The organism is Blastococcus saxobsidens DD2 (genome assembly GCF_000284015.1).
Lineage (GTDB): Bacteria > Actinomycetota > Actinomycetes > Mycobacteriales > Geodermatophilaceae > Blastococcus > Blastococcus saxobsidens_A.
In genome coordinates this window covers 2599820-2626397 of sequence record NC_016943.1, presented here as the reverse complement: position 1 = coordinate 2626397, position 26578 = coordinate 2599820, and the positions used below count along the sequence as shown (strand labels likewise).

The window sequence follows — 26578 nt, the reverse complement described above, 5'->3', positions numbered from 1 at the left end:
GGCCCGGGTCGTCCAGTGCACCAGCACTGGAGCGGGTCCACGCGTCCTCCGCCGTCCCCACGTGGAGACGCCCGTCCCGATGCGGGTGGCAGTTTCGGGACACCTGTCGCCGTCCCTCCGTCACCGGGCGGCATCGGCACTCCACTGACCGTCGGAGGGGGCATGCGGTGGGGGATATCTCCTTCCGGCTCGACGTCGTCGAGTCCGATGACACCTGGGTCGTCTTCTGCGACTCACCCTTCGGCCGGACCGTGCAGAAGCTGCCCGCGCCCTTCTCCGGCCCCGAGCTGGAGCGGCGGCTCACGGCGGTCGAGAAGTCCCTCGTTCGCTCGTCGGCTCACCTCGTCACCCGCCGGGCCGCCGCACCGGAACGGACGGCGCAGGACTTCGGTGCGGAGCTCTCCCGGGCACTCCTGACGGGCCGGATCCGGATCCTGTTCGCCCGGTGCCGCGAGAAGGCGCGGGAGCAGGGGGTGGACCTGCGGGTGCTGGTGAACCCCGACGGTCCCGGTGTCTCGCGAATCCCCTGGGAGTTCGTGATCGATCCCGACCGGGACGACGACTACCTGGCGCTGCGACTGCCAGTCGCACGCTCCCCGCATCTCATGGAGCCGGTCGCGCCGCTTCCGTTCGCCCCACCCCTCCGAGTCCTCGGCATCCTCTCCCGGCCGGCCGACCTGCCGGCGCTGGATGCGGAACGCGAGCGAGCTGACCTCACCCGCGCACTCAACCGGCTCAGCACCGACATGGTGGAGATCCAGTGGCTGCCGGGAGACCGGTGGAGCGACCTCGCCGAGGCGATCCGCTCCCGGCCCTGGCATGTGCTGCACTTCGTCGGCCACGGCGGCTTCGACGAGGATCAGGAATCCGGATACCTGGAACTCTCCGACGACCAAGGCCACGCCCGTCCCATCCTGGCCACCGACCTCGGGCGACTCCTCGCCGCCAACCACGACCTGCGCCTGGTGGTGCTCAACGCGTGCGAGTCGGCGGTCACCGGTGCCGGGGGCTTCTTCTCCAGTACCGCCGCCAAGCTGATGCGCGAAGGCGTGCCCGCTGTCGTCGCCATGCAGTACGAGATCACCGACGCCGCCGCCTTGGCCTTCTCCAGCTCCTTCTACGAGGGGCTGGCCCGAGGGCTGCCGGTCGACCAGGCCGTCAGACTGGCACGAGAGAGCGTCAAGATGACGATGACCAGTCTCGAGTGGGCCACACCCGTCCTCTTCCTGGCCTCGGAGGAGACCCATCTCTTCAGCCCACCCAGCCGGTCCGACGAACGGGGCGTGGTGCCCGCCGCGACCGGGACGTACGGCGGGAGCGGGATGGTGCAGGCCGGCGCCGACTGGCTCGGCGCCACGCGCATGCGGCTGGCTCAGACCCTGCGGGCCGGCGAAGCCTCCGGCTCCAGGACGGCCACCGGCTCGGGCCCATCGGCGGGACGCGACAGCCCATCCGGCGCCGGCACCGCCGCGGCGCCCTCCCTGCCGCCGCGGCCGGCAGCCGCGCGTGACTGGGTGGATGGCCCGGACCTACGCGGCCGGCCGGAGGCCATGGGGCAGACCGGAGCAGGACGCCTCGGCACTCCGGACGTCCGAGAACCGGACGGGGGAGCCTCTGTACCGGCGGCGGACCGGATCGGGGCGCTGCAGGGCGTGGGCTCGTGCAGCCACGCCGCGGTCGGGCCGCGTGACCTCGTCGCTCTCGCTTGCTCTGACGGCGTCGTCCGGATCGTGTCGCCGCGGTCAGGGCGGTGTCTCGCCCAGTGCGCGCTGCCGGGCAGGGAGCCCGCTCGGCGCGTCGCCTGGGGCCCCTGGCCCCGGCACGTGGCCAGCACCCATGACGGCGGGCTGGTGGTGGTGTGGGATCTGGAGACGGAGGTGCCGGTCCGGGTGCTGCGCGCCGCGAGCCGGCGAGTCGAGGCCGTCGCCTTCAGCGGCGACGGCCGTTGGCTGGCCGCGGCGGGGGAGCGACGGCTACGTGTCTACGACAGCAACGGTGCCCAGGTCCGCGACCTCCCGGTCCCGCCGGACGCCAGCGTGCATGGGGAGTCCCGCGGGCTGCGCGAGATCTCCGCCGTCGCCTTCTCCCCCGACGACCGGCACGTCTGCATGGCCGGCGACGACGGGATGGCTCGCCAGTTCGACGTCCAGGGGCGCGTCACCGCCGTCTGGCGGCATCCGACCGCGCTCCGGTGCATGGACGTCGCTCCCGACCGGCTCGTCACCGGATCGGCAGCCGGGCGGGCCAGCGTCTGGGGGTGGTCCGGCGCTCTGCTGCATCGCACGGAGCAGGGCGCCAGCGTCGACCTGGTTGCCTTCGCGGCAGACGGGGGTCTCCTCGCCACGGCAGGCGCCGACCGCACGCTGTGCGTGTGGGGCCGCCATGGTCAGGCCTTCAGCCGCACCACGCTGTCCCGGTCGCTGAAGGGGCTGCGCTTCCGCGTCGACGGCTCCCTCCTGACGGTCGACTCGGCCGGTCGGCTGGAGATCTGGCGTTCGTCGTCCGAAGGGAGCCCTGCATGACCGCGACGACGCCGACGGTGGAGATCTACTGGCCCGCGAGCCTGTCAGCAGACCCGGCTCTCGACGCGGTCGCCGAACTCGAGCGCGCCGGTCTGGACGTCGAGTGCCGCGTGCAGCCGGTGCGGCGCAGCGCCGACCTGTCGGTCGTCGTCCTGCTCTGCGGCTCGGTGGTGGGCCCGTTTCTGAAGACCGTGTTCGAGCGGTTGGCCGGCGACACCTACGCCGCGCTGCAGTCCTGGGTGCAGCGGCTGCTCGGCCGCGAGCGCGATGGGGTCGGCCGGGCTCCGGCCAGCGTGATCTTCGAGAGCGAGAGCACGGGAGCGCAGTTCGTCTTCACGCCCGGCCTGCCGGACGAGGCGTTCCGGCAGGCCCTCGCCCTGGATCCGGGGGAGGAGCCGGGCCGCTGGGTGTGGGACCCGCAGGAGCGCGCCTGGCTGCGGTTCGAGCCACGGACGGGTGCGCCGGCCAGGGAGGGGACACCGTGACGATCCCGCACGACCCGGATCGGGAGAACGACTGGGGCGGCTCCACCGACTGGCAGCGACCGGCGCAGGAACCGGGGTCCGCCGGTCCTGCGTGGACCACGCCGCACGAGGCCCCGCCACAGCAGGGCTACGGGGGCCAGGGGTATGTGACCCCGCCTGGCTACGGTGGGCCGTCCCCCTACCAACCGGCGCCCCCGTGGCCGCACCACTCCGGCTGGCCGATGGCACCGCCGCCGAACTACCTGGTGCAGGCAGTCCTGGTGACTCTCTTCTGCTTCCTGCCGACCGGAGCGGCCGCGATCTACTTCTCCAGCCAGGTCGCCAACCGGCACAGCGGGGGCGACTACGCGGGCGCGCTGGAGGCGTCCAACAAGGCCAAGATGTGGTGCTGGATCTCCCTGGGCATCGGCGTGGTGGTCTGGCTGATCCTCATAGGGAGCACGGGCACCGATTCGGGCACCTCCTTCTGATGTGCTCGCCCCAGGGCCGCGCCGGGGCGCGCCCGTGGCGGAGAGTTCCGGCTTGGGCGGCGGCGCTCGGTCTCGTGGCGGCGCTCACCGGGCTGGTCGACCCGTCACGGCCCGGGACCTATCCCACCTGTCCGTTCCTGGCGGCGACCGGGCTCGCCTGTCCTGGCTGCGGCAGCCTCCGCGCGATGCACGCCCTGACCCACGGCGACCTCCTGGTCGCGCTGGACCGGAACGCACTGCTCGTCGTGGTGCTCGTGGCCTCCGCCGTCATCGGGATCAGAACTCTGGCCGACCGCCCTGCCACCCGCCCGCGGCGGTGGGCCGGCCCGCTGGCCGGCCTCCTGCTGATCCTCTGGACCGTCGCCCGCAACCTGCCGGTACCGCCGTTCTCCGTGCTGGCGCCGTGACCCGGCGGTCTCGTCCGACCGGTCCTCGGAAGCCGGTGCTCGCACGGGCGTAGTGCCCACGAGCGGTGTCGGCAGCCCGTCGGCTCGTTCAGCCGGAGGCCGTGAAGGCCGCCCGCAGCGGGTCGTGGTCGGAGACGCTCGAGCTCGTCGCATCGCCGGCGTAGTCGGTGGCCAACCGCCGGCCGGGGGCGAAGACCAGGTCGATCTTCGCCGAGCCCAGGGTGTCCTCGTCGTAGACGCCGTCCCCGCCGGAGCGGTAGCGGTCGGCCTCGTGCATGTCTCCGGAGCCGGAGTAGCAGCGGGTCTTGCCGGCACCGAACCGGCCCGCGTACCAGCCCTTCAGACCGGTGGAGACGTTGCTGTTGCGGCACCGGCGCACGTCGAGGTTGAAGTCGCCACCGACGACCACCAGCATCCCGGCGGCGGTCCACTCGTCGACCAGGCGGTCGGCCGTGACGGCCTGCGATGCGGCCCCGCTCTGCGACGACGACGTCAGGTGTGTCGTGCACAGCCGCATCCCGATGCCCACCGTGACGTCGGCGCACAGCAGCGTCCGCTCCTCCCCGCTCGTCTCCACCCCGAGCGTGTGGTGCACCGGACCGGTGAGGACGTCGCTGCGGGCGAAGACGGCGATGCCCCACGCGGGATCGGCGGACTGGCAGCGGGTGTCGGTGGTCGTGTAGGTCGAGTGGAAGGCGCCGACCCACCCGGGCGGGAGGTCCGCGAGGGCCATGTCGAAGGTCGAGCGGCACATCTCCTGGAGGGTCGCGGCGTTCGGTGTCCAGGACGTCGAGCCGAGGCTCGCCGCGATCGCGGCGGCGCGCTGTTCGGGGGTCACCTGGCAGTCGGGGAAGTTGCGCCCGTACTGGTCGCAGGCGTTGAAGTCCCACAGCTGCAGGCGCACCGTCGCCGCCGTGGCCGGCACGGGAGCCAGCAGGGTCAGCCCCAGGGCGAGGGCCAGGGCAACCGCCAGCCCGCGTCCGGATGACCTGCCTGCCCGGGTGGACATGGGGCCCGTCCTCCTCCGCTCCGTTCTGGAGCTCATCGGTAGCTGCACGTCGCGACGGAGATGTCCTGGGCCCCTCGGCCGATGGCCAGCGGACGGCCCGGGCCACCGCCCCGATCCCACGCGACCAGCGCGCGGGACGGATCGTCCTGCCCGGCGGCGGGGACCACGCCGAGCAGCCGGCCGGCGTCCGGGGCCACCGGCGTGACGTCCTGCGCGTAGCCCTCCGAGACCGTCGTCGCACCGCTGGTCACGTCGTGGCGCACCGTCCGGAACCGGGGCGGGGACTCCACGGTGTCGCCCGCGGCCTGGTGCCGCACGGCCGCGACGACCGTGCTGCCGTCGGCCGACCACCCCACGTCGGCGTGGAAGTCGGTCCCGTCCGCCGTGTGGACGACGGCGTCCGCGTTCGTCGCCACGTCGCGGATGCGCAGCGTGTGCGCGACCGAGCCGCGCGCGATCTCGATCACCTGTGCATAGGCCAGGCGGGCGCCATCGGGACTCAGCGCGACGGCGGTGACCGCGCTGAACAGGCCGGCGGCGGCGTCGGGTGCCCGCGGCAGCGTCCGGGTGACGCCCGGCGAGACGAGGTCGACCACGGTGACGCTGTTGACGTCGTGCCCGGCGCCCGGGCGTTCCTCGACGGTGTGCGCCGCGGCCAGCCACCGGCCGTCGGCGGAGACGCCCAGGTCGACGATCCCGCCGAGCTCGACGAGCCGGGTGACCCGCCCGGTGGTGAGGTCGTGGGTCTCGACCAGGCCGGCGGACTCGAGTGACTCGCCGAGGACGCGGCCGCTGCTCCGCAGCTGGTAGACGGTGCGGGCGTCGGGAGCGATCACCGCGCCCGTGTGGACGCCGTCGTCCGTGAGGCGCCGCACGTCACCACCCACCGACAGCGTCCACGTGTCGACGCCCTGCACGGTCGGGCCGTCGCCCGCATCGGCGGTGGGCCCGGCGCCGACGAACACCCCGATGACCGACCCGGCCGCCGGGCAGGCGCGCAGGCCGTCCAGCGGAGCGCCCGGATCGTCGACGGGCCGCGCGCAACCGGCGGTGACCGCCAGCAGCAGGCCGCACCCGGCCAGCGCCCGGCGCGGTCGTCCCCGTCCGTTGCAGCGAAGCACGGGTGCCCCCTCCACCGTGGTGCGGTGCCGGGACGGCGGCCCCCGCGGGGAGCTCCCCGCGTCCACCCGCCGCCCGGTCGGCGTCCCCGGCGAGGCATCACTGTGCCCCTCGTGCCGTCGGCGGGACAGGGGCGATGGTCCTCGCGGCGGACCGGGTGGTCCCCGGATGCCGAGGATCACGTCGTCGTTCGTGGTCCTCGGCAGCGAGGAGTACGGCCACCGGGCTGCCGTGCTTGGTGATCGTCACCCGCTCATGGGTGCCGGAGACCTCGTCCATGACCTGGCTGAAGTGAGCCTTGACCGCGGCACGTCGTCATGACCGCGATCGTGGTCGGGTGAGCCGATCATGGTGAAGGAGTCCGTAGGGGATCCGCCTGCTACTCGTCCGGGGCGACCTTCGTCGAGAAAGCCTCCGGCACGGGGGCGTAGCGCGCTTCTCGCGGGAGGCGCTGCGCCGTACCGCGCAGTGGGCGCCGTCGTGTGGTCGCTGGCAGGGTGGGCGGCATGGTCAGGTCCTCTCCTGTCGTCGTGGTGACCGGTGCGAACGGGTTGGTGGGCACCGCGGTGTGCCGGGCGCTCGTCGAGCGGTCGGCGCAGGTGCGCGCCGTCGTCCGCCGTGCCGCCAGCGCGCCCGCGCTCGACGGAGTCACCGAGCACGTCGGCGACTTCGCCGACGAGGGCCTCGCCCGGGCGGTGACGCAGGGCGCCGACGCGGTCGTCACGACGGTCCACCCGATGGGCTCGTCCCGAGAGGTCCAGCACCGGGTGGGCGTGGAGGGCACGCCGGTCCTCGCTCGGGCTGCCCGGGACGCCGGCGTCGCCCGGCTCGTGCACGTGTCCACGGCCGGGGTCTACGACCGCTCGGCCGGTGTCGGGGACGTGGCCGAGGACGGCGCCCTCCTGCCCGAGGGCAGCGGTGACTACCCCGACACCAAGAACGCCACCGACGCCGCGCTTGCGCAGGTCGGCGGGCTCACGACCGTGCTGGTCCGCCCGCCGGCGATCATGGGCGCCGGCGACACCTCGGTCTGGAACACGCTGCGACCGCAGGAGATCCGGAACGGTGAGCGCCGGGTGAACCCGGCGAAGACCTGGGCCTGGGTGCACGTCGACGACCTGGCGGCCTTGATCGCGGACGTCGCCACGGGCGCCGTCGCGACCGCCGGCGACGCGGAGCGAGGCCCCGTGGCCGGTGGCACGACTCCGGTCATCGTCGCGGGCGAGCCGGCGACGTGGCGGAACTACTTCGGCACGGTGGCCGACGCGCTGGGTGTCGTGCCCGAGTGGACCGACGAGCCGGTCTGGACCGGGCAGTTGCTCACCGACCGGGCGAGCGGGTGGGGTTGGGCGCCGCGGGTGAGCCTCGCGCAGGCCATGGACGAGCTGCGGGAGGGCCTGACGACGCGCGCGTGACGGTTTCGCGGGTTCCTTGAGGCTTCCGACGTTCCCTGGAGGGGGACGCGCTGTCGTCGGCGGAGCGCGAGCAGGGCGTCGCGACGAACATTGCTACGAGCCACCGACGACGGTCACCGGTCGCCGCGTATCGACGTCCAGCGCGCCCCGGCCCGGCCGGCCACCGTCGAGCAGTAGGCATCGCCGATCTGTGGAGCGTGGTCCTGCGGCTGAGCGCGGATGACGGTTCTCCACTACGACAGCGACGTCGACTGGATGCGCAAACCCTGGAGCGAGATTCTCAGCACACGGGATCAATCAGGCCGTGGTGGATGGCGAAGCGTGTCGCCGCAGCACGGCTGGTGACGGCGATCTTGGCGTAGATGCGTTCGATGTGCGTCGCTGCGGTCTTGGGCGTGATGCCAAGCATGCGAGCCACCTGCTTGGCGGACGCTCCTGTGGCGATCAGCACCAGCACTTCGGTCTCCCGCGGAGTCAGGCCCGCCGGTCCGGAGAGCCGTCTCGATCTCCGGCTGACCGCGCTCAGGACGATCTCCACGGCCGCACCGTCGAGCCGACCGGCGCGGGCGTCGGCCCGCAGTTCCGCGACGGCGTCCGTACGGATACCGCGGTGACCGCGGGACGGTCGTGCCGGTTCGGCCATCCGGCGGTAGGCATCACCGGCGGCGATGAGGTGGCTGTAGTCACCGGAGAAGTCCACGAGTGCACACGGGTCGTCGCCCACGGTCCAGGCGTCGTGGCCTGGGGGGATCACGACGGCATCGCCCTCGCCGAGCTTCAGGTCGGCGTCCTCCATCACGACCTGCATCCGTCCGGACACGATGTAGAGCCTGTGGCCGGCTTGGCAGAGGTCGGTGCCGACCACGGGCTTGACGTCGTCCGACCACCGCCAGCCGGGTTGCATCACCTCACGGGTGATCGTCGTCTCGCCGAATGCCACGTCGGTCAGGGCGGTACGCCCGACGAGACGTGTCCGGTCCGGCGTGCCGGGATCGAGGGGACGGACATCGACTTGCCGCACAGAGCCATCGTGGCTGGCGAGGTAGGTGGCAGCGAAGACGGGTCCCCGCCTTGCTGCCACCGCACGCCCCCTCACCGTGTGCCGCGCGGCCCAGTAGCCGCTCAGTAGCTGAAGGTCGTGGCGCCCTCGTCGCCAATCCATGCCCACATGGGCACCGTTCCCTGAACCTCGGCGGCGCCGATGAGGGTCGCCTGGTCGAGCCGCTTGGCGTTGAGGCAGATCGGGCACACGTAGTACCGGCCGCCGGCAACCTCGTAACGCTTCATGAGGTCCGTCAGCGACGGGCAGCCGTCACAGGCAACGGCGACTGCGACACCGTCGACGGCGAGTCGAACGGCCTCCTTGGTGAGGAACATCAGGGTCGGCCGCCCCGACTCGGCGGCCCCGACCGCGACCAGGAACGCGACCGTCACCTTCTCGCTGTCCTCCAGTCCGGTGCTCAGGCTTATCACGGCTTTTCCGCTCATGGCCTTCTCCTGTCCGCTCGTGGTGGCGTTCGCGGCTCCTGTGTGAACGCATCTCGCACGCTAGGGACAGGGCCCGACTGGGACATCCGGTGTTCTCCCTACGACTGCCCGGCTTCGACGTCATGCCCGCCGTGGTTCACGAGCCCGTCGAGGGGGCCTCCGCAGGATGTGGCCGTCCCTCCCCGGCCGTCGACCACCCGCGGGCGCCCAGCGGCATGACCGGTGGCGAGTCCGGCGCGGGCCTTGGTCGGCCCCGGCAGGGAGACGGTGACTACGCCTGACGTCGCGACGCAGAAACAGCAGAACCCCCATCGGCCAGTGGCCGTGGGGGTTCAACTCGGTGTCCGAGGGACGACTCGCTACATGCGCACACGGTTGCACCCGGTCCGCGATGACCGTGCGGCTGAGTGCGAGCAGGGCTGTGATGTGCGCGCTTCAGTGCAGGGGGATGCTCTGGTCGTCGAACTCCGCAACGACACGCAGGTCGACCACGTCGCCCGGTCCGGCCGAGCCCCGCCTCGCGGATGCGCTCGAGGAGTTCATCCGCCAGCACGAGCAGGCGTGGCTGGACGAGTCGATCCCGGCGCTCTCCGGTGTCACGCCACGGCGGGCGGCGGCAGACCCGAGTCGGCGCGAGGTAGATGAATCCCGACCGGCTGCGTGCCGCTCTCGGCCTGTGAGGCGCCGCCACCAGAGACAGAAGAACCCCCGCACGCCGCCGCTGCGCCGCAAACGGCGGGCCGGCGCAGTCCCCCTTACCACCGACGAAAGGGCCCGGCCACCACGGTGACCGGGCCCTTTCGTCGGTGGGCTCGAGAGACGTCCATCGGAAGCGTCTGCCGACCCGTCCGGCCGCGACGCTGCGACTGAGCGTCGGAGACGACGAACTCGGTAGCCGTCTACCGGCCATCCATGCCGAGCGGTCGGCTGGACCGCTCGGCAGCATCGACGCCCCTGCCGGGAACGCGTGCTGGTAGGTGGCCACCGCGACGCCGTGGTCCGCGTGCCCGTGGCGCTCCGCTCGCGGGCCTGTGCTCAGGGGCCGGCGAAGACCCCGTCGCCGAGGGCCTCGGAACGACCAGGGGCGGGTTCGGCGTAGCGACCGGCCTCGTGGCGGGCGACGACGAAGTGGTGCACCTCGTCGGGGCCGTCGGCCAGGCGGAGGGTGCGCTGGCTGGTGTACATGCCGGCCAGCGGCGTCCACTGCGACACCCCGGTGGCGCCGTGGATCTGGATCGCCTGGTCGATGATCTGGCACACCTTCTCCGGCACCATCGCCTTCACCGCCGAGACGTAGACGCGGGCCGAAGAGTTGCCGAGCACGTCCATCGCCTTGGCGGCCTTCAGGACCATGAGCCGGCAGGCATCGAGTTCGATGCGCGCCCGCGACACCAGCTCCATGTTCTTGCCGAGGTTCAGGATGGGCTTGCCGAACGCCTCCCGGAACTTGCCCCGGCGGACCATCAGCTCGAGCGCCTTCTCGCCCTGGCCGATGGCTCGCATGCAGTGGTGGATGCGCCCGGGCCCCAGGCGCACCTGGCTGATCTCGAAGCCACGGCCCTCCCCGAGGAGCATGTTGGAGGCGGGCACGCGCACGTCGGTGAACCGGATGTGCATGTGGCCGTGGGGTGCGTCGTCGCGGCCGAACACCTGCATCGGGCCGAGCACGTCGACGCCGGGGGTGTCCATCGGCACGAGGATCTGCGACTGCTGTGCGTGCGCCGGCGCGTCCGGGTTCGTCTGGCACATGACGATCATGATCTTGCAGCGGGGATCGCCGGCCCCGGAGATGTAGTACTTCTCGCCGTCGAGGACGTACTCGTCGCCGTCGCGTACCGCCTGGAGCCGGACGTTCTTGGCGTCGGAGCTGGCGACGTCGGGCTCGGTCATGGCGTAGGCGGAGCGGATCTCGCCGTTGAGGAGCGGCTCGAGCCACTGGGCCTTCTGCTCGGGGGTCCCGACGCGCTCGAGCACCTCCATGTTGCCGGTGTCGGGGGCCGAGCAGTTGAGCGACTCGGAGCCGAGCGGGTACTTGCCGAGCTCGACGGCGATGTAGGCGTAGTCGAGGTTCGTCAGGCCGCCGACCTCGGAGTCGGGAAGGAAGAAGTTCCAGAGGCCGGCCTCCTTGGCCTTGGCCTTGGCCGCGTCGAGCGCCTCGACCTGACCCGGCGCGTACGTCCACGGGTCGGCGCGCCCCTCGCCGAGCCGGAAGTACTCCTCCTGCATCGGCGCGACCACGTCCTCGAGGAACCGGACGACGCGGTCGTAGAGCGGCCGGGCCTCCTCGCTCATGCGTAGGTCGAACAGCTCCGTTGGCTCAGCGGTCTGCATCAGGTGTCCCTCTCAGCTGGTTCGTTCGACGGCCGGGTGGTCTCCGCCGGGAGTGAGGTGAAAAGCGCGGCACGACATGGTCCCGGTAGGACGGCACTTCGAGCGTGGCATAGCGGCGGTCAGCCGCTCGAACCGGATAGGAGCCTTCGAGCGAGACGGGTCCCGATGCGCCGAGAACCACCTGCCGCCCGATACGCCGCAGTCCCTGCCCCTGCAGGTGTCGGACCAGATCGTCGCCTGCCTGACCGGCTCCGATGCAGCGGAGCCGCAGCAGGTGCGCGGCCCCGCCGCGGCGCCCCGGCTGATTCGCACGCCGCACGAGGCTGTACAGACCGTCGCCGAGTGGATGCGCTGACTCGGCTGCACCAGCGTGGGCGTGACACCCGTCGGCGCGCAGGCCGAATCGACGTGTACTCCGACGAGACGGCTCCGCCGTCGTGACGACGGGAGCGACGCCGTTCCCCGGAACGACGGAAGCCCCACGGGTCCCACCGTGGGCTTCCGTTCCGTGTCCGAGGGCGGACACGCTACATAGGCACACGGCTTCGAGCCTGAGGACGGCTGGTATTCGATTGATTGTGCGGCACTGCCGCTGCATATATATTGCTATAGATCGGTATATACGCGGAGAGGACTTGGCTGATGACGAAGCGCTTGATCGACCTCGACGACGATTTGCTGGCGCTGGCTCAACGGGAGCTGAACACGACCGGAGTGTCGGATACGGTCCGCGCCGCCCTGCGCCAGGCGGCGAGCGCGGCCGCCCGTGCGCGGCAGGTCGCCTGGCTGCGTGAGGGTGGTGTGGAGACGCTGGCAGACCCCGGTCAGCGGGCTGACGTGTGGCGGTGATCGCGCGGTTCCTCATCGACACGAGCGCCGCGGCCAGGATGCGGCTGCCGGCCGTAGCGGATCGGCTGGAGCCCCTCATCATCGGTGGCCTCGTGGCGACCTGCGCCACCCTCGATGCCGAGGCGCTCTACAGCGCCCGCGGTCCGGCGGAGTACGAGCAGGTGCGCTCCGACCGCCGCGACGCGTACGAGTACCTGCCGACCGACGACGTCCACTGGCAGCGCGCCTTCGACGCGCAGCGCTCATTGGCTCTGACCGGGCGCCACCGGGCGGTGGGCATCGCCGATCTGCTGACCGCAGTGCTCGCGGGCGAGCACGGGTCGATGGTCCTGCACTACGACAGCGACTTCGAGATCGCCGCCGAAGTGCTCGACTTCGAACACCGATGGGTTGTGCCACGAGGGTCCGTGTAGGCGCACTCCCACGGGTGCATGAGCTGGTGTCCGAGGGGCGACACGCTACATACGCACACAGCTGCCGCCGTGACACTCTCCGGTGTCGCCTGCTGCTTCTTGCTCTCAGCGGAGTGCGGACCAAGACGCTACCGGGCCGCATGATGCCGCGAAGGTCTCGAAGGCGAGCCTCGCCGGCATCACGTTCCCGCCGGACGCCGGTGTCCGCCTGCCTCTCCTCAGTGCCTGCGCCAGCGGTCGAGGGCAGCGGCAAGGTCTCCGTGGATGCGCTCGCGGGCCTCGTTGCGCGGCACGCCGGCCATGAGCAGCGCGTCGTAGTCGGTGTCGTGGTGGCGAACGGCGGCCACGACCGCCAACTCGACCGCCTGCTCGTCCAGGCGCTGGCCCGCGGCGGTGCGGCCGATTCGCCCGCTGCACCGTGCCGCGGTGTGGGCGGCGATCGCGGCGGCGCGCTCCGGCGGGCATCGCGGAAACAGGCGCCTGATCTCCTCGGCCAATTGCTCGGCGAGCTCGCTGTCCGCTTCGCGCCGTCGCTGCTCATCGCGGGCACGCCGGCGGGCGCGCGCCTCTGCATCGGCCAGGCACGATGACTCGGCCTCGGCCAACGCCTGCTCGTCGACGAGGATCCCCTGGCCCTCGTAGCGCTGCCGGGACCTGCTGAAGCGGACCACCACCGCCGACAGGCGGCTGGCCTTCCTCGCGCGGCGGGTCAGGGTGGCATCGCCGGCGGGCAGGTAGGCCAGGTGGTCGAGGCCGGCGCAAACCAGGCACAGCGGTGCGTCGTCCGCCATCAGCAGCAACTCCCCGGTCCCGCCACACGTCGCGCACGTCCAGTCCTTCAGCGGCGAGACGACGACGAGGTCCGGCGGCCGGCTGGCCTGCTCGGTGACGCGAGTGCGCTTGGCCTCCGACAGGGCCGTGGAAACCCAGTGCGTGCGGTAGGCCCGCTCGATGGACGGGTCACCGCTGGCGGAGAACCGCAGCGTTCTGCGGTCGCGGGTTCGGGCGAGGTAGGCGGTCTCGCTCGGCTGCAGTCCCTGTTCGCGGGCCCAGCGCGGCAACGCCCGCATCGCCGTCGAGGTCTTGCCCAAGCCGGCCTGCACCACCCGCTCGAGGTAGGGCACCCGACCCTGCCGCCACTGATCGCGGTGCACCGGCTGCAGCCAGCCCATGCCGATGAGCACGTCGACGGCGGCCACGTAGTCGTGGTCCTGCAACGCGGCCTCGGCCGCCCGGGCGACCCGCTGCTCGATCGACGTCCCCACAGCGTGCATACCTCCGCGCATCTGTCCGCCGACAGCGGCCCGAAGACGTGAACCGTCTCAGCATCGAGGATCACCGTTCGGCGGGTGGAGGCGCGGTTGCCGCGCGATCGCCCAACGCCCGGTACGCGGGCCGGAGCAGTTCGACGACGTCCCGCCCGCGGACAGCGATCCCGCCCGCGGGTACCTGGTCCAGCAGACTGTCGATGGCGACCGCGGCCGGCGACGGGCCCGCCGGCGGTCGCGGTGCCGTGTAGAAGGTATCCAGGACCTCCGACAGCGGGGGAGGACCCGGCGCCTCGACGGAGCCGGCGCCCGCTGCCGTGCCGCCGCGGCGGGCACCGAGGTTCGCCAGGAGCTCGTCCCGGGACCGGCCGCGCAGCGCGAGGACGGCGAACGGATCGTCATCGAACGATTCGGCGAGCAGGTACAGGGTGGCGGCGAGGTGCTTGCACGGGACCTCGCTGTCCGGGCAGCTGCAATCCATGGCGAGGTCGCGGACCCCCGCCGGGAACAGGTCGAGCCCCGCGGCGGCGAAGACCTCCTCGATGTCCGGCGGCATTTCACCGGCCAGCAGCTTCGCCGTGTACCAGGCGTCGGCGGCGAGGGCCTGCTCGATGCCGGCCCACTCCCTCTTGCCGAAGGCGACGACCCCGACCCGCACCCGGTACGGCCGGGCCCGGCTGCCCTGGACGAGCGCGACCGCGGCCCCGGCATCGATGCGCAGCTCGACCACCTGCCCCGCCCGGGCGTACCGCTTGCCACGGGAGAGCCGGCCGCCCACACCGATCGACTCCAGCCCTTCGATGAACCGCGCCGACCACCAGTGCTGCCCGATGTGGCCGCGCCGGCTGCGGGCCCGCACGCCGCCGTCTACCGGGCGCGGCCGCGAAGGCGGGTACCAGTCGTAGCTCATTCGCCGACCGCCTCGGCACCGAGAGTGAACAGCTGCCGCAGTTCCGCCGAGGACAGCTCGGTCAGCCAGCCCTCGCCGTCACCGACCACGAGATCGGCGAGCGCGCGCTTCCTCTGGATCATCGCGTCGATGCGTTCCTCCAGGGTGCCCGCGCAGCAGAACTTCCGGACCTGGACGGTGCGTCGCTGACCGATGCGGAACGCCCGGTCGGTCGCCTGGTTCTCCACCGCCGGGTTCCACCAGCGGTCCAGGTGGACGACATGGTTGGCAGCGGTGAGGTTCAGCCCGGTGCCGCCGGCCTTGAGCGAGAGGAGAAAGACCGACGGCCCGTCGGCGGACTGGAAGCGGGCCACCATCTCGTCGCGCCGGCGCCGGGAGACGCCGCCGTGCAGGAACAGCACCTCCTGGTCGAATCGGGCCGACAGGTGCGGCACCAGCATGTCGCCGAATTCGGTGAACTGCGTGAAGCAGATGACCTTGTCGCCCTCGGCCAGGATCTCGGTGAGGATCTCCTCGAGCCGGGTCACCTTGCCCGACCGGTTCCCGACCGGCGAGCCGTCGTGCAGCAGCTGCGCTGGGTGGTTGCACACCTGCTTGAGCTTGGCCATTGCGGCCAGTACCCGGCCGCGCCGTTCGATTCCGTCGGAGTCCTCGATCTTCTCCATCATGTCGTCGACGACGGTCTGGTAGAGCGAGGCCTGCTCGGGGGTGAGCCGGTAGTCCTGGACGACCTCGATCTTCTCGGGAAGGTCGTCGATGATCGTCGGGTCGGTCTTCACCCGGCGCAGCAGGTACGGCCGGGTGATCCGCCGCAGCAACTGCGCTGCCTCGTCGTCCCCGTGCCGCTCCACCGGGATCGCGAACCGGGAGCGGAACCGCTCCGGGGCGCCGAGCAGCCCGGGGTTGAGCACGTCCATGATCGACCACAGCTCGGACAGGCGGTTCTCCAGCGGCGTGCCGGTCAGGGCGATCCGGTGGCGTGCGCTGATCCGGCGCACAGCCCGGCTCGCGGTCGCTTGACTGTTCTTGATCGCCTGGGCTTCGTCGAGCGCCAGCCGGTGCCAGTTATGGGCGGCCAGTTCCTCGACATCGCGGACGGCGGTCCCGTAGGTGGTGACCACGAGATCGACCTCGGCGAGCTGGGCCGTCAGTTCCTCGCCGTGCAGGCGGCCGGGGCCGTGGTGTGCGTAGACACGCAGCTCGGGGGCGAATCGGCTCGCTTCCCGCTGCCAGTTGCCGACCAGTGACATGGGGCACAGCAGCAAGGTGGGAGCGGCAGCGCCGGGCGCGGCGCGATCGGTGGCCTCCAAGGCGAGGAGCTGGATCGTCTTGCCCAGCCCCATGTCGTCGGCCAGGCAAGCGCCGAGGCCGAGCGCCGAGAGGAATGCCAGCCACGACAGGCCGCGCCGTTGGTAGGGCCGCAGCTGCGCGGTGAACGTGGCCGGTGGGTCGGCCGGACGGAGGGTGCGGTCGGCGGTGCCGGCCAGCACGTCGCCGACCCAGCCGGTGACGTGGACATCGACGAGGGGGAGCGGCAGGTCGAGGTCGTCGGTGTGGGTCGCGGCGAGCGCCAGCACGTCGGCCGCCGACACGGTGGTCCGGGGTCGGCGGAGGAACTCCAGGCCGCGGCGCAGCCGGTCGGGGTCGACGGCGATCCACCGGCCGCGCAGCCGCACCAGCGGCGCCTTGGCGGCGACCAGTTCGGCGATCTCTTCCTCGTCGAGCACGTCCTCGCCCACGGCCATCGACCAGCGGAAGTCGGCCAGCGCCTCCCGATGCATCCCGCCGGAGACGACAGCGGCGTCGGCGGGGGTGCTCTGCCCGGAGGCGACCAGCCCGATCCTCCGCTTGCGGTCCCACCAGGCCGGCAGCTGCACCCCGAAGCCCGCGGCGTCCAGCAGCTCGGCGCCAGTGGTCAGGAAGTGGTGGGCGGCATCGACGTCGAGATCCCAGCCGGACGGCTCCGGTGCGCGCAGCGCCGCACCCAGGTCCGGGTAGACCGAACTGGCGCGTCCCAGCTCGCCGAGCAGCAGGTGCTGAGGGCGGTCGATCCAGCGCTGCAACCCCGCCGGGGCCGACCACACCTGCTCCGCGCCGACCTGCAGACTCGGGTCGGTGGTCGACTGGAGGACGAACTCCAGCCGCCACGACTCGGGGTGCAGGGCCGTCTCATCCCGTCCGGACGGGTCCACCGGCGGTTCGGTCAGGCGGAAGAGGGCACGCGCCGGGCCGGTGGCTTCGGCGCCGACGGCATCCCAGGCGGACAGCCTCTCGGCCAATGCGGCGACGTCCGCCTCCGAGACGGGCCAATCGGCGGGGAACCGGGCATCGGCGGTGGTCAGGGCGGACAGCCATGCCTCGGCCGCGGGTGCCTGGCGGGGGCGGCGACCGCGACGAGCTGGGAGCAGGGCGAGCGGAGACGCTGACCGGGCGAGGGACTCCCGCACCGCCCGGTCGACGAGGACGGCGAGGGCGTCGGCCACCAGGCGGGACGGATCCTGCCCGGCGGTTCCGTTCGGCCCCTCCTGTTCGGCGCGCGCCACCGGCGGCATCGTGGCGATCAGGCCATGCATCCGCACCGCGTCCGGGCCGGTCACGACCGGCCGCCAGCGCGCCGCGGGCTGCCCCGTCTCGAAGTCGACGGACGGCAGGACGCGGCCCCGCGCGGCAAGGTCGTCGGCGAAGGTCGCCAGTGCCCGGAGATGAACGACCGAGGCTCCGTATCGGACCCGCGGAGATGCCTCGGCGAGATCGGCCACGTCCACCAGCAGCGCCGGCACGACCCATGGCAGCAGGGCAGGAGGCCGCTGCGGCGAGGGACGTGGGGTGCTGCGCACCAGCTCCGGGGAGTCGAGCGGCGCCGTCCGCAGTGACGGAAGCAGCAGCATGGCAGTGGCGGGCTTTCCGGCGTGGACCTCGGTCAGTACCTCCGCAGCCGCCGCGAACGGGTGCGCACGCGCCGACCGGACGGCCTGGCTGGTGCTCTTGACGGCCCGATCGCTGTCCAGGCCCCACATCAGCGGCCCACGGCCGGGCGACCACAGGGCGTGGACGACGAGCATGCGCCGCTTTCCCCTTTCGGCCGGACGTCGCAGCCAGGCTACCGGCAGCCGACGCCGCGACGGGAATGCCGTCGGCCCTCGGGTGCTGTCCGCGACCCTCCGCCCCACGTGCAGTTCACCGCCGGTCCTGCCGGCGAGTGACGGGCAGTAGCGTCAGCTGTCGTGCGCATCCCGACCACGCTGCCCGAGATCGGCGCCGCGATCCGCGAGGTCCTCGGCGACCAGGCGACCATGTCGAGGGAAGGCCTGCTCGCAGAGCTGCAGCGGCGCGGTTTCGACCTGGGTGTCGACCCTGCGGACATGCTCGAGGAGGCCCTGGAATCCGACGAGGCCGGAGTGGTGCTACCGCTCGCCGACGAACGGGTCACCTACCTACCGGCGCTGCTCGACGGCCGCACGTTCACCCACCGGCTCACCGCCCCCGAGGTGGCGCATGGATATCTCCAGCTCGGCGCAGACCTGCGTCCCCTGGAGGCGCTCACCGAGGACCCGCGCTACGAACGTCTGCGCGACGGCTCGCCCGTCATCGAGGTTCTCGCGGGTATGGACGACGAACTCCTGCGGGAGCGCGGCCTCCCCGTGGACGCGATCCCGGACGCCGTCTGGCTGCTCGCCCCCGGGGCGCTCCGTGGGAGGGCCGGAGGCGATCTGGTCGGCGTCGCCGTCCGTCCCGACGGTTTCGAACTGGGCCTGGTGACGTCCACGCAGCCGCCGGCGGATCTCGTCGAGCGCCTCACCGCCGCGATCGCGAGGGCAGGGCACGACGAGCCGGCGATGCTCGACGACGTCGTCTGGGAGCTGTGCGCCGACGACCAGACGCTGTTCACGACTCCGCTCCCGCCGCTGCGTGAGCTGCTCGACGAGCACCTGTTCGTGCACGACGACGATCAGGTCGCTGCGCCCGGCTTCGACCTGCCCGGCTGGCGCGCCGAGCGGCAACGGGAACACATTCAGCGCATCCACGGCATAGACGGGGATGCGGCTCTCGCCGTTCTCGTCCTGAAGCGGTTGCACGAGAACGCCGGCGAGCTCCTGCAGCTTGCGTCGGACATGGCTGACCCGTTTGACGCGGCCGGGCAGGAGCCGCACGAGCCGGAGGTCCGTGAGCCCCAGGCGGAGGACGACGACGGCGAGGTCGTCCACGCCGCGTTGGAGTTCCTGGCCGAGCCGGGCGTCGCCGAGGCGGTTGCCGCCGAGGCGATGGGCACCGGGCGCGCCGGCGCGGCGGCGCTCGGCATGCTGGCCGAGTCGCTGGAAGCCCGCGCGCCACGCCGGGCGCGCCCGGGTTTGCGCTGGCTGAGGGGCAAGGCCCTCGACCGGCTCGGCGACGCCCTCCAGGCGGAGGATGCGTACCACAGCGTGCTGGCGCTGGACCCCGAGTGGCCGCCGGCGCTGTTCGACCTGGCCCGCATCGCGAGCGACCGCGGCGACGCCGGGCGTGGTCTGGCGCTGCTGCGCCGGGCCGACGCTCGTCCCGATGACGAGCTGGTCGTTCTGCTGCAGCACTTCCGTCCGGTCGAGCGCACCGACATCGGCCGCAACGAGCCCTGCTGGTGTGGTTCGGGTCGCAAGTACAAGGTCTGCCACCGCAACCGCGAGCAGCTGCCGCTGGCGGAGCGCGCGGCGTGGCTGTATCAGAAGTCCGGCATGTACGTCTCGGACGGACCCTGGCGTGGCGACGTCCTCGACCTCGCCGCGGTCCGCAGCCGGTACCGGGCCGACGTGCCGCTGTGGCAGGCGACCCAGGACCCGACGGTCATGGACGTGCTGCTGTTCGAGGGCGGCGCCTTCGAAGCGTTCCTCGGCGAGCGCGGCCCGTTGCTGCCCGACGACGAGCGGCTGCTGGGCGAACAGTGGCTGCTCGCCGAACGTTCCCTGTACGAGATCGAGGACGTCACGCCCGGCTCGGGCTTCCGCGCTCGCGACCTGCGCACCGGCGATCGCGTCGACGTCCGCGAACGGGCCGGGAGCACCGCCGTCCGGAAGCACATGCTGGTGTGCGCACGGTTCGTGCCCGCGGGCGAGACGATCCAGTGCTTCGGCGGCATGGAGCCCGTCCAGCTGCACGAGCGCGACGCCCTGCTGGACCTACTCGATCGTGAGCCCGAGCCGCAGGCGCTCGTCGAGTTCCTGTCGGCGCGCTTCGCCCCGCCCGAGCTGCGCAACACCGAGGGCGACCCGATGGTGCAGTGCGAGGCGACGTTGCGCAGCGCCGAGCAGGACGAGCTCGCCGAGGCGCTCGACGAGACCTACGAACGCGACGGGGCCGAGCCGCGCTGGCACGACTTCGTCCGGATGCACGGCATGCAGCGCGTTCGAGGGATCATCACGCTCGACGGCGCGGAGGTGACGGTCGAGGCGAACAGCGAGCGCAGGTTCGACCTCATCCTTGACGTGCTCCGGGCGATGGACCCCGAGCTCCAGGTGCTGCGCGAGACTCGGCAGCCGGTGGCCGACGTGCTCGAGGCAATGGAGCGTGCGCCCGCGCAGCCGGCTGTGCCGTCGCCTCCGGCCGACCCGCGTCTCGCGGCGGCGCTCGAGCAGTTCATCCGCCAGCACGAACAGGCGTGGCTGGACGAGTCGATCCCCGCGCTCTCCGGCGCCACGCCGCGCGAGGCCGCGGCCGACCCGAGCCGGCGCGAGGATCTGGTCCGACTGCTGGCCAGCTTCCCGCCGGCGGGTGGTCCGGGACAGATGGGTCCCGATCGGTTGCGTGCCGCTCTCAGCCTGTAAACCGCGAGACAGCTCCTGTCCGGAGGCTCTACCGTCGCGCTGTGGGAGACCTGTACTTCGTCGACCTCGGGGACGACGAGGAGCGTGCCCGTCACCGTACCGAGCGCGAGGCCGAGCGGGCCCGCGTCCGGCGAGCCTACGTCGAGCGGCTGATCGTCCGCGCCGGTCTGGACGAGGCAACTGCGGAGCGTGCGGTGGCCGCGGTCTTCGACCATTTCGAGGACGACGGGTCCCGGTGCCTGTGCGGCTGCCACCCGCAGCTCACGCCGCAGCACGGCGACGGCATGGACTGCCCGTGCACCTGGGGCCGGCAGCAGCGCGAGGCTACGCGGCGCACGTGGTTGACCGATCTTCGCGACAGCGACTGGGCGAAGGAAGCGCGTGCGCGGCACGCGGCGGAGGAGCGCGAGATCCGCGAATGGCTGGCCGGCCAGGTCGACGTGACGGCGCAGCGCACCACCTCCTACGCGCCGGAGCAGTGGGAAGGGACCGTCGACGGTCACAGCTTCTACTTCCGCGAGCGGCACGGCGAGTGGCGTATCGAGCTGGACCTGCAGCCGTCCGGAAGGTTCGCGGAGCGCGTCGCCGGTGTGGACGAGCGCGGTCGACCCGTCACCGAGCCGGTGGAGCTGACCGAAGGCGGGGTCATCGCCGAGGGCCTCGAGGGAGCGCTGGGCTCGGACCCCGTCGCACACCTCGATGTCATCGTGCGCACCATCCGGGAACATCTGTGGCAGCGGTCCTGCTCGCACAGCGGCGCGTTGCTCTACTGCCCGGGCTGCGGCACGCGGATGTGACCGCGCAGTGAACCAGCCGATGCCCGATAGCTGGACCCAGGGCGCCGGGAGCGCGCTGCTGTCAGCGGCCGGTGGTGACCGGCTTCTCCTTGCCGACCACAGGCATGCTTTCGGCTGCTGGGTGGTGGACAGCCGGGCAGCGGCGTCAGATTCGCACCACGCGGACGCCAGCTGGCCCGGCGGCTCGGGTGATGTCCTGTGGGTCACTGGTCAGCACCAGGACGTCGTCGCCAGAACGGGCCAGCGACCGCACGACAGCGCCGATGTGTGCGTCGGCGACGCTGACGCGGGTGTCAGCCACGATGTGCGCGGCGACATCGGCGGAGGCCCCGTCGAGCAGAACGTCGACGATGCGCAATCGATTGATCACAGCCGCCGTAGGGACAGTGCGGTCCCAGCCGGCCTCGACCCGCACCGCGGTGGGCACGACGACGCCTGTGGCGACCCCTCGCCGGCGGCGGTCGACCACGCCGGCGAGGTGGGCGAGCATCGGGCGGTGCTTGTGATGCCCGGGATCGGACAGCGCGCCGACTGCCTCGTTGTCCAGGACAACCGTCTTCACGCGCTACGCCGCTCGAGCACCAACTGTTGTGCCTCTGCCCACAGCAGCACGTCGTCGGCGTCGGCGTCCGGATGACGTGCGGTGACCTCAGCAGCCGCCTGCTCGAGCAGATCCGGCCGGTCGGCCAGCGGCGAGCCGTCCTGAGCGGCGAGTGCGCGTGCCACCTCGGCGAGTTCGGGCCGGGCGTCGGGATGTGCGCGGTAGTGGGCGCGCAGGGCCGCGTCCATCACCGCTGTCTCGATCGCGGCGCGCAAGGCCGTCGCGGTCAGGATGGTTGTGGACGGCGCAACCCCCAATCCATCGACGGCAAGGGCCGCGGCGTCACGCAGCGCCGTCGGCAGCCGCATGGAGGTGTTCACCGTCGCCTCGCTCGGGGCATCGAGCAGCGCCACGATCCTGTCGACGATCACGCTGGCATCCACGCCGGAGACTGTACCACGCAGACGTGGTACATCAGGATCTCTCGCCGTAGCTGATGTGGAGTCCACTGGCCGCAGGTGACGATCTCCAGCGGATACATTTTCCTGCGATGTCCGGCTGGCCAGTGCTGAATTCGGGTGGGTCTGCGGGCTCTCCGCGATGACAGCATCGAGCCGATCGTGTGGGGCCGGCTGGCAGAGCGCAGCCGTACGAGGGCCAAGTCCAGCCCGGGCGTGGCCGGGCCGGGAACGGCTGCAGGCCCATGTAGTGGCGGTAGGCGGCGTGGACCCAGGCAGCGACCGTGTCCGGTGGAAAGGCGAGGTCGGCGAGAGAGACCTCGCCGACCTCCTGCGGTCCCTGACATATCGCGACCAACCCTCGCGTCGGGGCGATGTAGCGAGAGTGGGTGACCCTGACGGGGATGCCCGGCAGCGTCGCGACGGCCGGGACTGGGCACTCCTCGTCGAGAACAGCGAGGAAGGCTGATTGTGCTCATCTTCGCCGTAAGCGTCGACGAGGATCGTCTCGACGAGATGGTCGAGGTCGCAGCGCTGTTCCATGCAGTGCCGAGTGTGAACGCCGCGACCGCCGGGCGACCGGTGTGCCTATCGCTGGTGTCCGCGGGGCGACACGGTACATACGCACACGCTTGGCTGCGTCCAACCGCCAGCCATGCGGAGATGGCGCGGGGCGGCGCGGGCCGATGACGCTCAGGGGACGGTGACGACGACCTTGGCACGGGCGTGCTCGGTTTCCAGGTAGCGGATCGCGATCGGCACCTCGGCCAGCGAGTAGGCGCGGTCGATCACCGGGCGGACTCGTCCGGACTCAGTCAGCTGAGCCAACGCGGTCAGCCGCTCCGTGGTCGGCGTCGCAGTGAACGGCGCGATCCGCTGACGGACCACTCGGCCGACCAGTCCGCCGCCGATGATCAGTCCCATCGGACCGACCAAGGTGCCGCCGTCGAACACCCCTCCGCCGGCCAGGACCAGGGTTCCGTGCTCGGTGAGCACCCGCCGCAGTTCACCGAGGCCTCGGTTGCCCACCAGATCGAGGACGACGTCGAAGCGCTGACCGGCCGCGAGGATGTCCTCGGTCGTGTAGTCGATGACGGCGTCTGCGCCGAGCGAGCGCACCAGATCCAGGTTCCGGGTGCTGCAGACGGCCGTGACGTGGGCGCCGAGGGCCTTGCCGATCTGGACGGCGAACGTGCCGACCCCACCCGAGGCGCCGTTGACGAGCAGCCGCTGGCCAGGCTGTACGCGCGCGACGTCGCGGAGCCCCTGCAGGGCGGTACAGCCGGCCAGTGGCAGGGCTGCGGCCTGCTCGAACGTCAGGCCGGCGGGCTTGGGCGCCACCTGGCTGGCCGGCGCACAGACGTACTCGGCGAAGGCGCCGTCGATCATGCCCGTCTCGCCGTACACCTCGTCGCCGGGCAGCACGTGGCTCACTCCGGCGCCGGCCTCGACGACCTCGCCGGCGAAGTCTCGGCCGCGGATCGAAGCCTTGGGGCGGCGAAACCCGAGCTGCAGCCGGGCCAGCTTCGGATCACCGCGCATGACGTGCCAGTCAGCCGCGTTCACCGAGGCGGCGCGGACCCGCACCAGGACGCGGCCCGGGGCGGCGTCCGGGCGGTCGACGTCCTCGAGTCGCAGAATGTCGGGGGATCCGTACTCGTGCTGGACGATCGCCTTCATCGCTGCCCCTCGGTGCGTCCTGGTCATTGCGCGGAACGCTAGATCCGGGTGGGGGCACGATCATCAGGGAGGACCCTGAACCGCACCCTGATCACCCGAGTCGGCACGCCCCGGGCCCCAACCGCGCCACTGTCCAGGCCTCGTGCCCCAGGGAGTACGAGCAGCTGGCGGCTGACCCGCCGCGAGGCCCATGAGTACAGGCCCATGAGTAGCTGCCGACGAAAGACGGTCACTGGCAGCGTGCACGCGCAGCGCCGCTTGGCGGGCACCGGGCGGTATCGAGCGGTCGGCATCGCCGTCCTGCTGACCGCCGTGCTGGCAACTGAGCACGAAACGACCGTCCTGTACTCCGACAGCGACTCCGAGATCACTGCCGAGGTTCCCGACCTTCGAGTACCGGTGGGTCCTGCAACGCGGACGGTGTAGAGCGGTACCCATCGGTGTGCATCAGTTGGTGTCCGAGGGGCGACACGCTACTTGCGCACACGGCTTCGGCGGCTCGAGTAGTGAGTCGGTGCACCGGGTTTGTGCGACAGCTCTGCCCGTGCGGGGCGCGTCGCGTCTTGCAAGTTGAGACCTGCCGCCGCGTTCCCGACGTCGTCGACCGCAGCGTTCCTCACGCGGGGCGCTGGCCAACCACCTTGCCGTATCGCTGGCGTGCGGCTTCCCCGGAGGTGCCCACCGCCGCCCCGATCACCCGCCAGGAGTGACCGGCACGAGCAGCCTCACCGACCGCCTCGGCTACGTCGGTCTCGGCCAACGCTCGCCGGTGAGCCGCTGCGCGGAGCTTGGCGATCGCCGGGGGAGTGTCGGAAACGAAGCCGTGCTCGAAGTAGTCGGCGAGTTCCTCCGCCTGGTTGATGATGTCTTGGCTGCTGCGTCGCAAGGTGATCACCGCTCCTCAGAGGTAGCTGTCTCGGGCTCGCATGGCGTGCATGACGAAGGACTGTCCGTCCCGGATCACGACACCGATTTCAAGGATCGTCACGCCGTTGCGGGCGGCCCCGGTCAGCATGATCAATGAGTGGTCGCCGCGGTCTTCAACGGACCGGTAAGCGTTGCGGTACGCGTGCAGGATGTCTGGTTCTTCGATGCCATGGCGGAAGGCGCTCGGGAGGATGATCGGCTCCCGAACCCCTGGCAAGTTACTTTGCAGCCTGCCGAGTGTCAAGGTTACTTGCTTCCTGGAGCGAGAACCCGGTGTGCATCAACTGGTGTCCGAGGGGCGACACGCTACATACGCACACGGTTGCGGCGGTGATCGATACAGTGCTTCCTGCCCGGGCCTACCCGCCCCGTTACCCCCGGCCTCGCGGCCAGAGGCACAGGGGTTCTCAGCGGTGGCCCTGGAACCGATCGTCAATCTGTCAGCCCGGTAGCCCCGGAGGACTGGCTGCGATGAGCGAGTACCAGTACTACGAGTTCGCGGCCATCGACCGGCCGCTGTCCGTCGACGAGCAGGCCGGCCTGCGTGCCATCTCGACACGGGCCCAGATCACGCCGACGAGTTTCGTGAACCACTACGAGTGGCGTGACCTGAAGGCCGATCCGCGCCGGCTGGTCGAGCACCATTTCGACGCGTTCCTCTACCTGGCCAACTGGGGGACGCACCGGTTGATGTTCCGGCTGCCCGCCGAGGTGCTCAGGGCCTCGGTCACGGCCGGGGTGGGGCAGTACCTGGTCGGCGACTGTTCGACCGCGTGGACGGCCGACGGGTTCGTCGTCATCGACCTGCTCGCCGAGGACGAGGACGGCGAGTACGACGCGGAGTGGCTGGACGGCTCCGGCCTGCTGGCCTCGATCGTCCCGGTCCGCGCCGAGCTGATGGCCGGGGATCTCCGACTGCTCTACTTTGCCTGGCTGCTCGCCGTCCAGAATCACGAGGTCGAGGAGGACGCGGTCGAACCGCTCGTCCCACCGGGCCTCGGACAGTTGAGCGCCGCCCTCAGTGCGGTAGCCGGATTCCTGCGCATCGACCCGGATCTGGTCGCTGTCGCAGCAGAGTGCAGTGCGCCGCTGAATGCCGCCGACACGCTCGCGGAGCTGCCCGGCTGGTTGACGCAGCTACCGGCGGAGAACAAGGACGATCTCCTGCTGCGGGTCGCCCGGGGGGACGGGGTGAGGGTGCGCGCCGAACTGTTGGCCGGCTGCCGGCGGGCGGCCGCGCCGATCGAGACCGGCGACGTCTCCGGCCGGTCCGCGGCGGACCTGCTCACGGCCTCCCGGTGGCGCCGTGAAGACCGGCAGCGTGCGGCCGCGGAGCACGCCCAGCGACGGGCAGAGGAGCGCCGTCGCGCCGCTGAGCTCGCCCGCGAGAACCACCTGAGCGAACTCGCGGGGCGCCAGGACCAGGCGTGGCGCGAGGTCGTCGAGCTTGTCGAGCGACGTACGGCGGCCGACTACGACGCGGCGGCGGGTCTGCTCCACGAACTGGCTGAGGTCTGCCGCCGCGAGGGGACGAGCGAGGCATTCGCCGTCCGGGCTCAGCAGCTTCGCCGGGAGCAGCGCCGCAAGATCTCGTTCATCCAGCGGCTCGACCGGCTCGGCATGGTCTGACCCGGCGTGGGGCCGGCTACCGGACGAGGCGGCGCGGGTCCGGAAAGCCGAGGCTGGTGTAGCCG

The 26578-nt window shown here is 71.7% G+C and carries 24 protein-coding genes and 1 pseudogene; 11 read left to right on the top strand and 14 right to left on the bottom strand.

Features of this window, described 5'->3' with window-relative positions; genetic code table 11:
• The first annotated feature begins 167 nt into the window (after positions 1–167).
• Genes BLASA_RS12430 through BLASA_RS26295 form a run of 4 tightly spaced genes read left to right on the top strand, consistent with a single transcriptional unit; the run spans position 168 to position 3884 of the window.
• A complete protein-coding gene (locus BLASA_RS12430) occupies positions 168–2522 on the top strand; it encodes a CHAT domain-containing WD40 repeat protein (RefSeq protein WP_014376506.1) in 2355 nt (784 codons plus the stop codon).
• Positions 2519–3007: a hypothetical protein gene (locus tag BLASA_RS12425; RefSeq protein WP_014376505.1), complete on the top strand. Its 489-nt coding sequence runs from the start codon at positions 2519–2521 to the stop codon at positions 3005–3007. Before BLASA_RS12430 ends, BLASA_RS12425 begins: the two co-directional genes overlap by 4 nt.
• Positions 3004–3477 (top strand): CD225/dispanin family protein, encoded by a 474-nt coding sequence (locus BLASA_RS23480; RefSeq protein ID WP_014376504.1) that lies wholly within the window; start codon positions 3004–3006, stop codon positions 3475–3477. Before BLASA_RS12425 ends, BLASA_RS23480 begins: the two co-directional genes overlap by 4 nt.
• Complete coding sequence (locus tag BLASA_RS26295; RefSeq protein WP_041775739.1) at positions 3477–3884, top strand: DUF2752 domain-containing protein; 408 nt, start codon at positions 3477–3479, stop codon at positions 3882–3884. Before BLASA_RS23480 ends, BLASA_RS26295 begins: the two co-directional genes overlap by 1 nt.
• An 88-nt stretch (positions 3885–3972) precedes the next feature.
• Here the strand turns inward: BLASA_RS26295 and BLASA_RS12410 are convergent, their stop codons facing one another.
• The 3 genes and pseudogenes from BLASA_RS12410 to BLASA_RS24255 all read right to left on the bottom strand — a co-directional run.
• The gene (locus tag BLASA_RS12410) at positions 3973–4893 is read right to left on the bottom strand and encodes a hypothetical protein (protein WP_014376502.1); all 921 of its coding nucleotides are present in this window, start codon (positions 4891–4893) and stop codon (positions 3973–3975) included.
• A 32-nt stretch (positions 4894–4925) separates the two neighbouring features.
• Positions 4926–6014, bottom strand: a complete 1089-nt coding sequence (locus BLASA_RS12405; RefSeq protein WP_014376501.1) for a hypothetical protein — start codon at positions 6012–6014, stop codon at positions 4926–4928.
• A 97-nt stretch (positions 6015–6111) separates the two neighbouring features.
• A pseudogene (locus tag BLASA_RS24255) lies at positions 6112–6306 on the bottom strand (type II toxin-antitoxin system Phd/YefM family antitoxin); the annotation flags it as partial.
• Between the two features lie 212 nt (positions 6307–6518).
• Between BLASA_RS24255 and BLASA_RS12400 the strand changes: the two are divergent.
• On the top strand, positions 6519–7427 hold the full coding sequence (locus tag BLASA_RS12400) for an NAD-dependent epimerase/dehydratase family protein (protein ID WP_014376499.1): 909 nt from the start codon (positions 6519–6521) through the stop codon (positions 7425–7427).
• Positions 7428–7707: 280 nt separating this feature from the next.
• Here BLASA_RS12400 and BLASA_RS24570 read toward each other — a convergent pair whose 3' ends face one another.
• From BLASA_RS24570 to BLASA_RS12385, 3 genes are all read right to left on the bottom strand, one after another.
• The gene (locus BLASA_RS24570) at positions 7708–8448 is read right to left on the bottom strand and encodes a LuxR C-terminal-related transcriptional regulator (RefSeq protein ID WP_051004971.1); all 741 of its coding nucleotides are present in this window, start codon (positions 8446–8448) and stop codon (positions 7708–7710) included.
• A gap of 101 nt (positions 8449–8549) precedes the next feature.
• Entirely contained in the window at positions 8550–8915 is a 366-nt protein-coding gene (locus BLASA_RS12390) for a DsrE family protein (RefSeq protein ID WP_014376497.1), read from the bottom strand.
• Positions 8916–9950: 1035 nt separating this feature from the next.
• Positions 9951–11246 carry an acyl-CoA dehydrogenase family protein gene (locus tag BLASA_RS12385; protein WP_014376495.1) on the bottom strand — a complete coding sequence of 432 codons (1296 nt, stop codon included), beginning with the start codon at positions 11244–11246 and terminating at the stop codon, positions 9951–9953.
• Positions 11247–11463: 217 nt separating this feature from the next.
• Between BLASA_RS12385 and BLASA_RS25060 the strand changes: the two genes are divergently transcribed.
• The 3 genes from BLASA_RS25060 (at position 11464) to BLASA_RS12370 (ending at position 12508) form a co-directional block, all read left to right on the top strand.
• Entirely contained in the window at positions 11464–11601 is a 138-nt protein-coding gene (locus tag BLASA_RS25060; protein WP_166486540.1) for a hypothetical protein, read from the top strand.
• Positions 11602–11888: 287 nt separating this feature from the next.
• Entirely contained in the window at positions 11889–12095 is a 207-nt protein-coding gene (locus BLASA_RS12375) for a hypothetical protein (RefSeq protein ID WP_014376493.1), read from the top strand.
• The gene (locus BLASA_RS12370; RefSeq protein ID WP_014376492.1) at positions 12092–12508 is read left to right on the top strand and encodes a PIN domain-containing protein; all 417 of its coding nucleotides are present in this window, start codon (positions 12092–12094) and stop codon (positions 12506–12508) included. The genes BLASA_RS12375 and BLASA_RS12370 overlap by 4 nt, the downstream gene beginning before the upstream one ends.
• Before the next feature lie 218 nt (positions 12509–12726).
• Here BLASA_RS12370 and BLASA_RS12365 read toward each other — a convergent pair whose 3' ends face one another.
• The 3 genes from BLASA_RS12365 to BLASA_RS12355 all read right to left on the bottom strand — a co-directional run bounded on the left by BLASA_RS12365 (position 12727) and on the right by BLASA_RS12355 (position 17748).
• The gene (locus BLASA_RS12365; protein ID WP_014376491.1) at positions 12727–13782 is read right to left on the bottom strand and encodes a DUF2293 domain-containing protein; all 1056 of its coding nucleotides are present in this window, start codon (positions 13780–13782) and stop codon (positions 12727–12729) included.
• Between the two features lie 61 nt (positions 13783–13843).
• The gene (locus BLASA_RS12360; RefSeq protein ID WP_014376490.1) at positions 13844–14686 is read right to left on the bottom strand and encodes an SWIM zinc finger family protein; all 843 of its coding nucleotides are present in this window, start codon (positions 14684–14686) and stop codon (positions 13844–13846) included.
• Entirely contained in the window at positions 14683–17748 is a 3066-nt protein-coding gene (locus BLASA_RS12355; protein ID WP_014376489.1) for a DEAD/DEAH box helicase, read from the bottom strand. Before BLASA_RS12355 ends, BLASA_RS12360 begins: the two co-directional genes overlap by 4 nt.
• 162 nt (positions 17749–17910) lie before the next feature.
• Between BLASA_RS12355 and BLASA_RS24245 the strand changes: the two genes are divergently transcribed.
• Together BLASA_RS24245 and BLASA_RS12345 are read left to right on the top strand one after the other, a co-directional pair.
• The gene (locus BLASA_RS24245) at positions 17911–20481 is read left to right on the top strand and encodes an SEC-C metal-binding domain-containing protein (protein ID WP_014376488.1); all 2571 of its coding nucleotides are present in this window, start codon (positions 17911–17913) and stop codon (positions 20479–20481) included.
• Between the two features lie 41 nt (positions 20482–20522).
• The gene (locus tag BLASA_RS12345; protein WP_014376487.1) at positions 20523–21278 is read left to right on the top strand and encodes a hypothetical protein; all 756 of its coding nucleotides are present in this window, start codon (positions 20523–20525) and stop codon (positions 21276–21278) included.
• A 145-nt stretch (positions 21279–21423) separates the two neighbouring features.
• Here the strand turns inward: BLASA_RS12345 and BLASA_RS12340 are convergent, their stop codons facing one another.
• The 5 genes from BLASA_RS12340 to BLASA_RS12315 all read right to left on the bottom strand — a co-directional run bounded on the left by BLASA_RS12340 (position 21424) and on the right by BLASA_RS12315 (position 25128).
• On the bottom strand, positions 21424–21840 hold the full coding sequence (locus BLASA_RS12340) for a hypothetical protein (protein ID WP_014376486.1): 417 nt from the start codon (positions 21838–21840) through the stop codon (positions 21424–21426).
• Positions 21837–22262, bottom strand: a complete 426-nt coding sequence (locus tag BLASA_RS12335) for a hypothetical protein (protein WP_014376485.1) — start codon at positions 22260–22262, stop codon at positions 21837–21839. The genes BLASA_RS12340 and BLASA_RS12335 overlap by 4 nt, the downstream gene beginning before the upstream one ends.
• 708 nt (positions 22263–22970) lie before the next feature.
• Positions 22971–23957: an NAD(P)-dependent alcohol dehydrogenase gene (locus tag BLASA_RS12330; protein ID WP_014376483.1), complete on the bottom strand. Its 987-nt coding sequence runs from the start codon at positions 23955–23957 to the stop codon at positions 22971–22973.
• Positions 23958–24573: 616 nt separating this feature from the next.
• Complete coding sequence (locus BLASA_RS12320; RefSeq protein WP_014376481.1) at positions 24574–24852, bottom strand: hypothetical protein; 279 nt, start codon at positions 24850–24852, stop codon at positions 24574–24576.
• Between the two features lie 6 nt (positions 24853–24858).
• Positions 24859–25128 (bottom strand): hypothetical protein, encoded by a 270-nt coding sequence (locus BLASA_RS12315; protein WP_014376480.1) that lies wholly within the window; start codon positions 25126–25128, stop codon positions 24859–24861.
• Between the two features lie 227 nt (positions 25129–25355).
• Here BLASA_RS12315 and BLASA_RS12310 point away from each other — a divergent pair, with 227 nt between their 5' ends.
• Positions 25356–26513 carry a hypothetical protein gene (locus tag BLASA_RS12310; protein ID WP_014376478.1) on the top strand — a complete coding sequence of 386 codons (1158 nt, stop codon included), beginning with the start codon at positions 25356–25358 and terminating at the stop codon, positions 26511–26513.
• The last annotated feature ends 65 nt before the right edge of the window (positions 26514–26578 follow it).

What these genes read in the sequence shown, in the direction of transcription:
- BLASA_RS12400 (WP_014376499.1), top strand. Translation starts at nt 6,519, where the DNA reads ATGGTCAGGTCCTCTCCTGTCGTCGTGGTGACCGGTGCGAACGGGTTG.
- BLASA_RS26295 (WP_041775739.1), top strand. Translation starts at nt 3,477, where the DNA reads ATGTGCTCGCCCCAGGGCCGCGCCGGGGCGCGCCCGTGGCGGAGAGTT.
- BLASA_RS12410 (WP_014376502.1), bottom strand. Translation starts at nt 4,893, where the DNA reads ATGTCCACCCGGGCAGGCAGGTCATCCGGACGCGGGCTGGCGGTTGCC.
- BLASA_RS12385 (WP_014376495.1), bottom strand. Translation starts at nt 11,246, where the DNA reads ATGCAGACCGCTGAGCCAACGGAGCTGTTCGACCTACGCATGAGCGAG.
- BLASA_RS12375 (WP_014376493.1), top strand. Translation starts at nt 11,889, where the DNA reads ATGACGAAGCGCTTGATCGACCTCGACGACGATTTGCTGGCGCTGGCT.
- BLASA_RS12310 (WP_014376478.1), top strand. Translation starts at nt 25,356, where the DNA reads ATGAGCGAGTACCAGTACTACGAGTTCGCGGCCATCGACCGGCCGCTG.
- BLASA_RS12425 (WP_014376505.1), top strand. Translation starts at nt 2,519, where the DNA reads ATGACCGCGACGACGCCGACGGTGGAGATCTACTGGCCCGCGAGCCTG.
- BLASA_RS12360 (WP_014376490.1), bottom strand. Translation starts at nt 14,686, where the DNA reads ATGAGCTACGACTGGTACCCGCCTTCGCGGCCGCGCCCGGTAGACGGC.
- BLASA_RS12390 (WP_014376497.1), bottom strand. Translation starts at nt 8,915, where the DNA reads ATGAGCGGAAAAGCCGTGATAAGCCTGAGCACCGGACTGGAGGACAGC.
- BLASA_RS12365 (WP_014376491.1), bottom strand. Translation starts at nt 13,782, where the DNA reads ATGCACGCTGTGGGGACGTCGATCGAGCAGCGGGTCGCCCGGGCGGCC.
- BLASA_RS12330 (WP_014376483.1), bottom strand. Translation starts at nt 23,957, where the DNA reads ATGAAGGCGATCGTCCAGCACGAGTACGGATCCCCCGACATTCTGCGA.
- BLASA_RS12355 (WP_014376489.1), bottom strand. Translation starts at nt 17,748, where the DNA reads ATGCTCGTCGTCCACGCCCTGTGGTCGCCCGGCCGTGGGCCGCTGATG.